The following is a 12,163-nucleotide window of genomic DNA, read 5'->3' on the forward strand; positions in this document are numbered from 1 at the left end:
CGGTCACGGCCCGGCGCACGTCCTCCTCGGCCAGGATCGCGGGAGCGGGCAGCCCCGTGACCGGCCACCACCCGCCGGGCAGCGCCTGGGCGGTGCGCACCAGCTCCTCCCCCGCCAGGTCGGCGGCGACGGCAGGGCCGAACGGCGCGCGGCGCAGCACCGCCTCGACCGGCGTCGAGACCGCACCCGCCTCGGCCACGCGACCCAGGGCCTGGGCGTCGACCACGCCCAGGGCCTCGGGACCCGCGGCGACCACCAGGACCGGGGCGGGCGCGCCGTCCGGCGGCACGCCCTCCTGCAGCCGCAGGGCCCGGGAGACGGGGTCCCGGGGATCCAGCACGCGCAGCGGACGGGCCAGGTCCCCGCGCGCAGCGGGGCGAGCCGGTCGCGGGTGCGCTGGGCCAGCACGGCCCGGCGGGCCCCGTCGAGGAGGAAGACCGCGAGCAGGAACGTGATGACCAGCTCCGTCACCCCCGCCGCCCGTCCGGGCAGGAGCAGGCGCAGCACCAGGGCCGCGGCCACGAGCCCGCCGAGGACCGCCGCGGTGCGCACCCCGGCCCGGCGGGATCCGCTGATCCGCCAGATCAGGGCGGCGACGGCGTGCCCGCCGTCCAGCGGCAGACCGGGCAGGAGATTGAAGGCCCCGACCAGCAGGTTGGCGGTCGTGACCAGCTCCACGACCAGCCGCGGCAGGCCGCCGGGGTCCAGACTCCCCAGCAGGATCGCCCCCAGCAGGGCCAGCACGAGGTTCGCGGCGGGCCCGGCGAGGCTGACCAGGGCGGAGCGCCCGGGGGCCTCCCGCGCGGCGTCGAAGGCCGTGTGCCCGCCCATCAGGGTCAGCCGGATCTCCCGCACCTGCCAGCCGAAGGCCCGGGCAGCCCCGGCGTGGGCGAGCTCGTGGACCAGCACGGACAGGCCCAGCAGCACGGCGAAGGCCAGGGCCGCCAGATAGGCCCGGGCGCCGAGCCACGGCAGGCGCTGGTGCAGGTAGCCGCCGTAGCCGACGACGATCAGCCCGGTCAGCAGGAACCACGAGCCGGAGACCCGCACCACGGGAGTCCGCACCCCGCGTTCGGCTCCCCGCTGCGGTGCCACGGCGCTCAGAGGGCGACGCCGAGGCGGGCGGCGATCAGGTCCCGGACCAGACCGGCCTGGCCCGCGCCCTCGCCGCGCAGGGCCTGATCCGCCCAGGCGTCCACCGCGCGCAGCGCCCCGGGAGCGTCGAGGTCATCGCCGAGCCGCTCCCGCACCTGGCGCAGCAGCCGACGCGCCGGCGACTCGTCGGCTTCGGCCTCGCCCTCCCGAGGGCCGGTCAGTTCGGCCTCGCGGGCCGCCTGCAGAGCCTGGCGCCAGGTGCGCAGGCGCTCGCGGGAGCGCTCCAGCAGCTCGTCGGTCCAGAACCAGTCCTCCCGGTAGTGGTGGGCGAGGATGGCCAGGCGGATGGCCCGCGGGTCCTCCCCGCGCTGGCGCAGGGTGGAGACCAGCACCAGGTTGCCCCGGGACTTGGACATCTTCTCCCCGTCCAGCCCCACCATCCCGGTGTGGGCGTAGCGCAGGGCCATCTCCTGCCCGGTCACGGCGAAGGCGTGCCCGGCGCCCATCTCGTGGTGGGGGAAGCGCAGGTCGGAGCCGCCGCCCTGCACGGTGTAGGGCATGCCCAGGAAGCGGTCGGCGATCACGGTGCACTCGATGTGCCAGCCGGGGCGGCCCCGCCCCAGGGCGGCGCCGTCCCAGGACGGCTCGCCGTCGCGGTGGACCCGCCACAGCAGGGGGTCGAAGGGGTCGCGCTTGCCCGGGCGCTGCGGATCCCCGCCGCGCTCGGCGAACAGCGGGCGCATCTGCTCCTCGGTGTATCCGCTGACCCGCCCGAGGAACCACCGGGCGGGATCGTGCTCGGTGTCCGCGGCGGCGCGCACGTCGAAGTACACGTCCCCGTCCGGCTGGGGGACCCCGTGCTCGTCGGGGCCGCCGGGCACGCGGTAGGCGGTGCCCCGCTGCAGCATCGTCTCGACCCACGGCACGATCCACTCCACGGCTTCGGTCGCGCCGATGTAGTGGGCCGGCGGCAGCACGTTCAGGGCGCGCATGTCCGTGCGGAACAGCTCGGTCTGCTCGGCGGCCAGCTCCCGCCAGTCCACCCCGGTGGCTTCGGCCCGCTCCAGCAGCGGGTCGTCCACGTCGGTGACGTTCTGCACGTAGGTGACTTCCTGCCCGGCGTCGCGCAGGGCGCGGTGCAGGAGGTCGAAGGCCACGTAGGTCGCGGCGTGTCCCATGTGGGTCGCATCGTAGGGGGTGATGCCGCACACGTACAGGCCCGCGGCCGGGGCCTCCGGGAGGGCCTCGGTCCGGGCGAGGCGGGTGTCGTACAGGGTGGGGGCCGGCGCGTGACCGGGCAGCGGGGTCCAGGGGGTCGCGGTCCAGGACTTCATGGCGGGCGCCTTTCGTCGGGTGGGATCCGACGCCGCGGCGTCGGATCCCGGTGCGGATGCGGGGGATGCGGCGGGGATCAGGGCACGAGCACGCCGGTGCCCAGCAGCACGAAGACCAGCGCGCCGAGGCCGATCCGGTACCACACGAACAGCGTGTAGCTGTGGGAGCTGACGTACTTCAGGAACCAGCCGATCATGACGTAGCCGACGCCGAAGGCGACCACGGTGGCCAGCAGGGTCGGGCCCGCCGTGTAGTAGGCGTCGAAGCCGTCGCCGATGGACTTGGCGAATTTGTACAGGCCGGACAGGAACACCGCGGGGATCGCGAGGAGGAAGGAGTAGCGGGCCGCGGCCTGGCGGGTGTACCCCATGAGCAGGCCGGCGGTGATGGTCCCGCCGGAGCGGGAGACCCCCGGGATCAGGGCCAGGGCCTGCGCGAAGCCGTAGAGCACGCCATCGCGCAGGTTCAGGTCGCTCAGGCGCAGCTGCTCCCGGCCGACCCGGTCCGCCAGCCCCAGGAACACGCCGAAGACGACGAGCATGGTCGCCGTGATCCACAGGCTGCGGAACTCGGTGTCGATGTAGTCCTGCAGCAGCAGCCCGAGGATGCCGATGGGCAGGGAGCCCAGGATCACGTACCAGCCCATCCGAGCGTCGGGGTCGGAGCGGGGGACGGTGCCGCGCAGGGATCCGAACCACCGGGTGATGATCCGGACGATGTCGCGCCAGAAGAAGATCAGCACGGCCGTCTCGGTGCCCAGCTGGGTGATCGCGGTGAACGCGGCCCCGGGGTCCGAGTCATGGGGCAGCAGCTGCCCGACGATGCTGATGTGCCCCGAGGAGGAGATCGGGAGGAATTCCGTCAGGCCCTGCACCAGGCCGAGGATGAGTGCTTGTAACCATGCCACGGATGCTGACTCTACCGAAACGGCCCCGCCGCGCAGACACCGTCTGCGCGGCGGGGCCGCAGCATGGCCGCCATCCGCCGGGGCGGGTGGGGCGCAGATCACCCGAGGGGCTCAGTCGAGCTCGCCCTCCGGGTCCTCGTCATCGTCGTCCTCGAGGTCCTCCTCGTCGAAGTCCTCGTCGTCGTCTTCTTCGTCCTCATCATCGTCCTCGACGAAGACCTCCAGGGGCGTCACCTCGTCGTAGGTGACGTAGAGGGCGTCCTCGTAGACCTCGAAGGCGTCGGCGATGCCGAGATAGGCGGCATCCACGGCCGGGTCCTGGTCCCCGCGGCGGGAGGCGACCGCGTTCAGGTGCTCTTCCAGGGCTTCGGTCAGCTGGGTCAGCGCGGTGCGGGGATCTGTCGTCATGGTCTCCAAACTAGCCCCTTTCGGCGGTCAGGGGAACACGAGCACGCTGTGGGCGGACGCGGCGTCGCCGCCGTCCCCGGTGACCCGGAAGCGGACGGCGGCGACGCGGCGTCGGCGAGCAGCCGGATCGGCCTCTCGCTGGGGGTTTCGGCTGTCAGTACCCGAGGCTGGACAGGGACTCGCGCAGGGTCTGCGCCGAAGCCTGCAGCTTCTTCGTCTCGGCCCCGTCCATCGGCACCTCCAGCACGCGCCGGACGCCGCCGAAGCCGACGACGCAGGGCACGGACAGGGCCACCCCGTCGATGCCCTGGTAGCCCTCCAGCACGGTGGACACCGGCAGCACGGCGTCCTGACCCTGCAGCACCGCCTTGGCGATGCGGGCCCCGGACAGGCCGATCGCGTAGTTGGTCGCGCCCTTGCCCTCGATGACCTTGTAGGCCGCGCGCATGACGTCGTGGCCCAGGGTGTCCTTGACCTCGTCGGTGAACAGGGCGGAGCCGTCATCCCCGGTCCACTGGTCCACGGGGACCTGCCCGATCGTGGCGGAGGACCACAGCGGGAACTCCGAGTCCCCGTGCTCGCCGACGATCATGGCGTGCACCGAGTCGCTGGAGACCCCGGCGGCGTTGCCGATCAGCCAGCGCAGCCGGGAGGAGTCCAGCACGGTGCCGGAGGAGAAGACCTGGTGGGCGCCCAGCCCGGAGATCCGCTGGGCGACGACGGTGAGGACGTCGCAGGGGTTGGTCACGAGCATGTAGACGGCGTCCGGGGCCTGCTCCAGCAGCGTCGGCATCATGGACTCGAGGATCTTGACGTTGGTCCCGGCCAGCTCCAGGCGGGTCTGCCCGGGCTTCTGGGGGGCGCCGGCGGTGATGATGATCATGTCGCAGCCCTTGAGCAGCTCCGGGTCTCCCCCGCCGGTGATCCGGACGTTGGAGGCGAACAGCGAGCCGTGGGCGATGTCCAGGGCCTCGGCCTCGGCCTTCTGGGCGGCGATGTCGTAGAGGACGACCTCGCGGGCGACGTTCTGGATCACGGAGGCGTAGGCCATGGCGGAGCCGACGCCGCCCGCTCCGACGATGCCGAGCTTGGTGGACGGACGATCCTGGGTGACGGTCATGGTGTTCCCTTTCCTGCGACGTTCGGCCGCTTTCTTCGTCGACGGGCCGATACCACGCACCATGATGCCACCTGAGTGAGGGTTTCTGTGGGTTTCTGTGGGTTTATGACGTGGATGTTGCCGCGGCACCCCACACGAACCCGCACAGACGCGACCGCACCCCGCCGGGTACGGCGAAGGCCCCGGAACCTGGATCGGTTCCGGGGCCTTGTGATGACTCGCGTGCGCGAGGGGGGACTTGAACCCCCACCCTCTAATACGAGGACTAGCACCTCAAGCTAGCGCGTCTGCCTATTCCGCCACCCGCGCGCATGCCGTCTGACGTCCCCTGGGGGCGCCGGACAACGAGTAGAAACTTACCTGCTGGCTCGACGCTGTGCAACTTCCGCACCGCCAGCCCCGCCCCCGCCCCCGCCCCGCGGAGCCGCGGGACGGGGGCGGGGGCCGCCTCAGGACGGACGGCCGAAGGAGACCTCGAAGTGCTGCCGGGCCCCGCGCCCGATGCCGCGCACGGCCGTCTGCCCGTCGGGCTCGGGATCGCATACCTTCCACAGGTCCACGGCGGCCGGCAGGAAGACCGGGGATCCGAAGGCCACCCGCCAGGTCCCGGCCGCGCCGGGGTCTGAAACCAGCAGCCCCAGGGCCCGCGAGGCGCAGTACATCCCGTGGGCCAGGGAGGACTTCATCCCGAAGGCCTTGGCGCTCACGGCGCTGAGATGGATCGGGTTGGCATCACCGCTCACCGCGGCGTAGCGGCGCCCGATGTCGCCGGGCAGACGCCAGCGCCCGATCAGCCGAGCCCCCTCCCGCGCATCCGGACGGTCGGTCGTCGCCGACGCGGAACCCTCGCCCGCGCCGCGGTCGGCCGTCTTGGACAGGTACAGGGATTCGTCCGAGAAGACCAGCCGTCCGGACTCGTCCCAGATCTCGGCGAGCACGGTGACGGTGACGCCGCGCCGGTGGCGCCCGAACTCCCGGATCCGGGAGCGGACCGTGAGCTGCTCGTCGGCGCCCACCGGGTGGTGCACCGTCGCGGTGTTCTCCAGGTGGATCAGGCCGAGCACCGGCAGCGGGAAGGCCTTCGCGGTGAGCACCCGCATGGAGACGGGGAAGGTCAGCGTGTGCAGGAATCCCGCGTGCAGGTGCTCGGCCGGTGCGGCTCCCACGCAGCGGGCGAAGGCCGCCGCCCGCTCGGCGTCGGCCTGCACCCGCTGGCGCACGGGGGTGATCGCCTGGGGGTCGGGCAGGGCGTCCGGGCGGGTGCGGCCCCGCCCGGGCAGGCGCGAGCGCAGGGCGCCGGAGGCCTCGTGGCGCACGACCGAGCCCAGGGTTCCCAGGGGTCCGGCGGGCCCGGCCGAGCCGGTGGATCGGGAGGAGGAGAAGGGCGTGGGCAGGGAGATCCTGGGCATCGCGCGGATCACGCCCCCACCATGGACTGCCCGCACACGCGCAGTGTCTGTCCGTTGACCCCCGCCGCGGCGTCGGAGGCGAGGAAGGCCGCGGCCTGGGCCACGTCCTCCGGGCGCCCGCCCTGGGACAGGGAGTTCAGGCGGCGGGCGACCTCGCGGGTCACGGTCGGCATGGCCCGGGTCATCTCCGTCTCGATGAATCCGGGGGCCACCGCGTTGATGGTCCCTCCGGTCTCGGCGAGGTCCTCGGCTTCGGCCGCGACCATGCCGATGATCCCGGCTTTGGAGGCGGCGTAGTTGGTCTGGCCCTTGTTCCCCGCGATGCCGCTGGTGGAGGCCAGGCACACGATGCGCGGGTGCTGCCCGAGCGCCCCGGATTCCAGCAGCTGGCGGTTCATCCGCAGCTGGGAGGAGAGGTTCACGGCCAGCACGGAGCCCCACCGGGCGGCGTCCATGTTGGCCAGCATCTTGTCGCGGGTGATGCCGGCGTTGTGGATCACGACGTCGAGGGTGCCGAAGGCGCGCCGAGCGGTCTCGGCGATGCGCCGGCCGGCGTCCTCGGCGGTGATGTCCAGCTGCAGGGCCTGGCCGGAGACCTCGTTGGCCACCGTCGCCAGGGCCTCCCCGGCCGCGGGCACGTCTACGAGCAGCAGGCGGGCGCCGTCGGCGTGCAGGCGGCGCACGATAGCCGCGCCGATGCCCCGGGCGGCGCCGGTGACGACGGCGACCTTGCCTTCCAGCGGACGCTCGGGGTCCGGGGCGCCCGGGCCATCGGCGGCGGCGACCACCAGCGGCTGACCGGAGACGTAGGCGGAGCGGGCCGAGAGCAGGAAGCGCAGCGGGCCCTCCAGCGCCGGGGCGTCGAGGCCGAAGTCCCCGTCCAGCAGCAGCGCATTGCAGGTGGCGCCGCGGCGGGACTCGTGGGCGAGGGAGCGCATGAAGCCGACGACGCCGGCCTGGGCGGCGACCAGCTCAGGGTCGTCCTCGGTGCTGCCGGTGCGTCCCAGCACCACGATGCGCCCGGAGGAGCCCAGGCTGCGCAGCGCCGCACCGACGCCCAGGGCGATCTCCTGCAGCTGGCCGGGGTCGGTCACGGCAGTGAAGTCGGCGATGATCGCGCCGTAGGTGGTGCCGGGGCTGGGGTGCCGGTGCACCTCGAGGTCCCAGGCCAGCAGACGCCGGGCCAGCGGATCCGACGCGGGGCCGCCGACGACCAGAACGCGGGGGTCGGCCAGCAGCGGCGCGCCGGGCTCGTCGCGGCGCAGGGCGGTGGGTCGGCGCAGGCCGAGGGCTTCGGCCAGCTTCTTGCCGATCGGGGAGTTGACCAGCTGGGTGTAGGAGTCCTTCATGGTCTCTCGTCGCCTCCTGGGGCGTGGGTGGTGCGGCCCTGACGGGGGCCGCGGACGATGGGCGGGGCCGGGGATGATGGGAACCGAGCCCGGCGCCGGGAGGGGCGCCGGGCCGGCCCCCGGGGTGCGGATCAGGCGGATTCGAGGATCATGGCCACGCCGAGGCCGCCGGCGGCGCACACGGAGACCAGGCCGCGCTGGGGCTTGCCGGTCTGCTCGGCGCTCTCGTGCAGCTGCTTGGCCAGGGAGGCGATGATGCGTCCGCCGGTGGCCGCGAAGGGGTGCCCGGCGGCCAGGGAGGAGCCGTTGACGTTGAGCTTGGCGCGGTCGATCGCGCCGAGGGCTCCGTCCCGGCCCAGGCGGGTGCGGCAGAACTCGTCGTCCTCCCAGGCGGCCAGGGCGGAGAGCACGGTCCCGGCGAAGGCCTCGTGGATCTCGTAGAAGTCGAAGTCCTGCAGGCTCAGGCCCTGCCGCTCCAGCAGCTGGGGCACGCCGTAGACGGGGGCCATCAGCAGGCCCTCCGCGCCGGAGACGAAGTCCACGGCGGCGGCCTGCGTGTCCACGACCTTCGCCAGCGGGGCCAGCCCGTGGGCCTCGGCCCACTCCCGGCTGCCCAGCAGCACCGCGGAGGCGCCGTCGGTCAGCGGGGTGGAGTTGCCGGCGGTCATCGTGGCCTCCTCCGGCAGGGAGCGGCCGAAGACGGGCTTGAGCTTGGCCAGGGCCTCCATCGAGGAGTCCGGGCGCAGGTTGTTGTCCCGGGCCAGACCGTGGAAGCCGGTGAGCAGATCGTCGAAGAAGCCGCGGTCGTAGGCGGCGGCGAGGTTGCGGTGGCTGTTCATGGCCAGCTCGTCCTGGGCCTCGCGGGTGATGCCCCAGCCGGCGGTGGTGATGGCCTGGTGCTCCCCCATGGACAGGCCGGTGCGCGGCTCGCCGGTCCCGGGAGCCTCGGGCTTGATGTCGGCGGGGCGCAGGGCGGCGACGGCGGCCAGGCGCTGCTTGACGGTCTTGGCCCGTCCCAGGGCCAGCAGGGCGCGGCGCAGCTTCTCGGATACGGCGATCGGGGCGTCCGAGGCGGTGTCCACGCCGCCGGCGATGCCGGAGTCCAGCTGGCCCAGCCGGATCTTGTTGGTCAGGTTCCACACGGTCTCCACCCCGGTGGCGCAGGCCATCTGGACGTCGAAGGCGGGGGTCGCGGGATCCAGCGCGGAGCCGAGCACGGCCTCGCGGGTGAGGTTGAAGTCGCGGGCGTGCTTCAGGACGGCGCCGGCGGCCACCTCCCCGACCCGCTCCCCGGCCAGCCCGCAGCGGGCGACCAGCCCGTCGATGGCGGCGGTGAGCATCTCCTGGTTGGGCACGTCGGCGTAGGCGCCGTGGGAGCGGGCGAAGGGGATGCGGTTGCCGCCGAGGACGAAAGCTTCTGCTGCTGACAAGGGATCCTCCGGATCGTCGGGGCGTGCGGGTGGGTCCCGCGCGCCGGCAGATGTGACTGGACTGACACAGGACAGAGTACCTGATACTCTGCGTATCGTGAACACCGCAGCCCACCGCCCCGCAGGTCACGGCCCCTACCGCACCCGCGACGGCCGCAGCACCCGATGGGAGGCGCACCGGGTCGCCCGCCGCGAGGAGCTGCTGAGCAAGGCCCGACGAGCCATCCACGAGATCGGCGCCGAGGCCTCCATGGAGGAGATCGCGCAGTACGCCGGGACCTCCAAGTCCGTCTTCTACCGGTACTTCCGGGACAAGAACGGGCTGGGCCAGGCCCTCGGCGAATCCCTGCTGGCGCACCTGGAGGCCCGCATCGCCGAAGCGGTCCGGCGCGATCCGCAGGACAGCGCCCCGCCGCGCGCCGTCGTCGCCCGGATGATCGAGGTCTACCTGGTCCTCGTGCAGCGCTCCCCCGCACTGCACGCCTTCGTCACCTCCCAGGCGGGCCTGGGCTGGTCCCGACCCTCCGAGGCCCAGCGACCGACCGCGAGCCTGGGGCTGTTCGCCGACCACGTCTCGCGGCTGCTGCTGGAGGCGCTGGGCCCGGTCCCCGATCAGGCCCTCGCCGCCCGGCTGCCCGACCCCGACCAGGCCGCTCACCTGCTGCACTACTGGGCCCGCTCCGTCGTCGGCCTGGTGCACGCCGCGGCCGAGCAGTGGGCCGGAGAGGTGGCCGCAGGCACCGCCCCCGACCGCGACCTGCTGGTCCGGCAGCTGAGCGCCTGGGTGCTGTCCCCGATGCCCGCACCCACCGGCTGATCCCCCCCCAACTCCCCTCCGCATCCAGCGGAATCCGACCCCGTCTGACACGAAGGAGTACCGCAGACATGACCCTCACCGAGCACCCCCGCACCGCACCCGAGCCGACCCCCGCCGACGATGCCGCCACCAACCGCGAGGTCCCCGAGCGCCGTCGTTCTCCCCGCCCGGACCACGCCCGCACCCTGGACACCGACGCCCTCTACGCGCAGCTGATGGGCCGCTGGCGGGCGGAGCGGGAGGACACCCGGAAGCTGATCAAGGACCCGGCGCTGTGGAAGCAGCCCGAGCTGACCTACCACGATCAGCGCCAGCGCGTCTTCGAGCAGCTGGGCATCCTCGTGCAGAACCAGTCCGTGCACCGGGCCTACCCCGCCTACGTCGGCGGCGGAGAGAACCCCGGCGGCAACATCGCCGGCTTCGAGGAGCTGGTCGCGGCCGACCCGTCCCTGCAGATCAAGGCCGGCGTGCAGTGGGGCCTGTTCGGCGCCGCCGTGCACCAGCTGGGCACCGAGGAGCACCACCGCAAGTGGCTGCCGGGGATCATGTCCCTGGAGATTCCCGGGGCCTTCGCGATGACCGAGATCGGGCACGGCTCGGATGTGGCCGCGATCGGCACGACCGCCACCTACGATCCGGACACGCAGGAGTTCGTGATCAACACCCCGTTCAAGGCCGCCTGGAAGGAGTACCTGGGCAACGCCGCGGTGCACGGTCAGGCCGCCACGGTCTTCGCGCAGTTGATCACCCGGGGCGTGAACCACGGGGTGCACTGCTTCTTCGTGCCGATCCGCGATGCGCAGCTGAACCTGCTGCCCGGGGTGCAGTCCGCCGACGACGGCATGAAGGGCGGCCTGAACGGCATCGACAACGGCCAGCTGGCCTTCGACCACGTGCGCATCCCGCGGGAGAACCTGCTCAACCGCTACGGCGACGTCGCCGAGGACGGCACCTACACCTCCCCCATCGAATCCCCCGGCCGCCGGTTCTTCACGATGCTGGGCACCCTCGTGCAGGGCCGGGTCTCCCTGGACGGGGCCTCGACCAAGGCGGCCCAGGTGGGACTGTCCATCGCGCTGACCTACGCCTACCAGCGCCGCCAGTTCGACGACGGCGCCGGGGAGGAGGCGACCCTGATGAGCTACCAGCTGCATCGGCGTCGGCTGCTGCCGCTGCTGGCCCAGACCTACGCCGCCTCCTTCGCCCATCACGACCTGCTGGAGGCCTTCCACGACGTGTTCAGCGGGGACAACGACACCCCGGAGTCCCGGGCCGAGCTGGAGACCCTCGCGGCGGGGCTGAAGCCGATCTCCACCTGGCACGCGCTGAACACCCTGCAGACCTGCCGCGAGGCCTGCGGCGGATCCGGATTCATCACCAAGAACCGCTTCACCGGGCTGTACCAGGATCTGGACGTGTACGCGACCTTCGAGGGGGACAACCACATCCTGCTGCAGCTGGTCGGCAAGCGGCTGCTCGGGGACTACTCCAAGGAGTTCGCCGGCGCCGACTTCGGCTCGATCACCAAGTACGTCTCCTCCCGCGCCGAGGACCTCGCCCTGAACCGCTCCGGTCTGCGCCGGGTGGCCCAGGCGGTCCAGGACACCGCCGACGCCCGGAAGTCCGCGAACGCGCTGAAGGATCCGGTGGCCCAGGCGCAGCTGATGCGGGCCCGGGTGGACAACCTGATCGGCCGGATCGCCGATGAGCTGCGCCCGGCCCGGAAGATGTCCAAGGCCGACGCCGCCGAGGTGTTCAACTCCCAGCAGGTGCGTCTGATCGAGGCCGCCCGCTCGCACGCCGAGCTGCTGCAGTGGGAGGCGCTGCACCGGGCGGTGCAGGAGGCCGAGGGCGTCAACGCCGAGGTGCTGACCTGGCTGCGGGACCTGTTCGGGATGACCCTGATCGAGAAGAACCTCGGCTGGTACCTCTCCCACGGCCTGCTCTCCACCCAGCGGGCCCGCACCGTGGAGTCCTACATCCTGCGTCTGATCGACCGGATCGAGCCCTACACCCTGGATCTGGTGGCCGCCTTCGGCTACGAGCAGGAGCACCTGCGCGCGGAGATCTCCTCCGGGATCGAGGCCGAGCGGCAGGAGGAGGCCCGGGCCTACTACCGCGACCTGCGGGCCAGCTCCGAGGCCCCGGTGGAGGAGAAGACCCTGCGCGCCCGCCAGACCGGGGCCGGGAAGACCGCCCGACGCCGCTGAGCCGGGCTCGCCGCTGAGCCCCCGCCGCGTCGCGCTCGCCGATGCGCCGCACCCGGGTCCCTCCACAGGGGCCCGGGTGCGGC

At 72.9% G+C, this 12,163-nt stretch carries 10 protein-coding genes and 1 tRNA gene; 2 read left to right on the plus strand and 9 right to left on the minus strand.

The window, feature by feature from the left end:
• Positions 1-3 precede the first annotated feature (3 nt).
• From I6G21_RS09305 to I6G21_RS09345, 9 genes are all read right to left on the minus strand, one after another.
• A complete protein-coding gene (locus I6G21_RS09305) occupies positions 4-1,095 on the minus strand; it encodes a site-2 protease family protein (protein WP_197939445.1) in 1,092 nt (363 codons plus the stop codon).
• A gap of 5 nt (positions 1,096-1,100) precedes the next feature.
• Positions 1,101-2,429, minus strand: coding sequence for a cysteine--1-D-myo-inosityl 2-amino-2-deoxy-alpha-D-glucopyranoside ligase (gene mshC / locus I6G21_RS09310; protein ID WP_129357502.1), 1,329 nt, complete (start codon positions 2,427-2,429; stop codon positions 1,101-1,103).
• Positions 2,430-2,506: 77 nt separating this feature from the next.
• Entirely contained in the window at positions 2,507-3,337 is an 831-nt protein-coding gene (locus tag I6G21_RS09315; RefSeq protein WP_058731592.1) for an undecaprenyl-diphosphate phosphatase, read from the minus strand.
• Positions 3,338-3,448: 111 nt separating this feature from the next.
• Positions 3,449-3,745 (minus strand): hypothetical protein, encoded by a 297-nt coding sequence (locus I6G21_RS09320; protein ID WP_058731591.1) that lies wholly within the window; start codon positions 3,743-3,745, stop codon positions 3,449-3,451.
• Between the two features lie 154 nt (positions 3,746-3,899).
• Complete coding sequence (locus I6G21_RS09325; protein ID WP_129357501.1) at positions 3,900-4,865, minus strand: L-lactate dehydrogenase; 966 nt, start codon at positions 4,863-4,865, stop codon at positions 3,900-3,902.
• A gap of 223 nt (positions 4,866-5,088) precedes the next feature.
• Positions 5,089-5,174 (minus strand) — tRNA-Leu (locus I6G21_RS09330).
• Positions 5,175-5,314: 140 nt separating this feature from the next.
• A complete protein-coding gene (locus I6G21_RS09335) occupies positions 5,315-6,274 on the minus strand; it encodes a MaoC family dehydratase (RefSeq protein ID WP_129357500.1) in 960 nt (319 codons plus the stop codon).
• An 8-nt stretch (positions 6,275-6,282) separates the two neighbouring features.
• Entirely contained in the window at positions 6,283-7,623 is a 1,341-nt protein-coding gene (locus I6G21_RS09340) for a 3-oxoacyl-ACP reductase (protein ID WP_129357499.1), read from the minus strand.
• Between the two features lie 131 nt (positions 7,624-7,754).
• A complete protein-coding gene (locus tag I6G21_RS09345; protein WP_129357498.1) occupies positions 7,755-9,053 on the minus strand; it encodes an acetyl-CoA C-acetyltransferase in 1,299 nt (432 codons plus the stop codon).
• A 97-nt stretch (positions 9,054-9,150) separates the two neighbouring features.
• On the opposite strand from I6G21_RS09345, the gene I6G21_RS09350 reads away from it, so the two are divergent.
• A complete protein-coding gene (locus I6G21_RS09350) occupies positions 9,151-9,870 on the plus strand; it encodes a TetR/AcrR family transcriptional regulator (RefSeq protein WP_165596173.1) in 720 nt (239 codons plus the stop codon).
• Between the two features lie 68 nt (positions 9,871-9,938).
• Complete coding sequence (locus I6G21_RS09355) at positions 9,939-12,080, plus strand: acyl-CoA dehydrogenase family protein (RefSeq protein WP_064725697.1); 2,142 nt, start codon at positions 9,939-9,941, stop codon at positions 12,078-12,080.
• Positions 12,081-12,163 lie beyond the last annotated feature (83 nt).

Origin of the sequence: Rothia kristinae (genome assembly GCF_016028855.1) — a bacterium.
GTDB lineage: Bacteria > Actinomycetota > Actinomycetes > Actinomycetales > Micrococcaceae > Rothia > Rothia kristinae.

Bases quoted from the DNA above. Each gene is read 5' to 3' on its own strand.
- mshC (WP_129357502.1), bottom strand. From the start codon at position 2,429: ATGAAGTCCTGGACCGCGACCCCCTGGACCCCGCTGCCCGGTCACGCG.
- I6G21_RS09320 (WP_058731591.1), bottom strand. From the start codon at position 3,745: ATGACGACAGATCCCCGCACCGCGCTGACCCAGCTGACCGAAGCCCTG.
- I6G21_RS09325 (WP_129357501.1), bottom strand. From the start codon at position 4,865: ATGACCGTCACCCAGGATCGTCCGTCCACCAAGCTCGGCATCGTCGGA.
- I6G21_RS09335 (WP_129357500.1), bottom strand. From the start codon at position 6,274: ATGCCCAGGATCTCCCTGCCCACGCCCTTCTCCTCCTCCCGATCCACC.
- I6G21_RS09340 (WP_129357499.1), bottom strand. From the start codon at position 7,623: ATGAAGGACTCCTACACCCAGCTGGTCAACTCCCCGATCGGCAAGAAG.
- I6G21_RS09355 (WP_064725697.1), top strand. From the start codon at position 9,939: ATGACCCTCACCGAGCACCCCCGCACCGCACCCGAGCCGACCCCCGCC.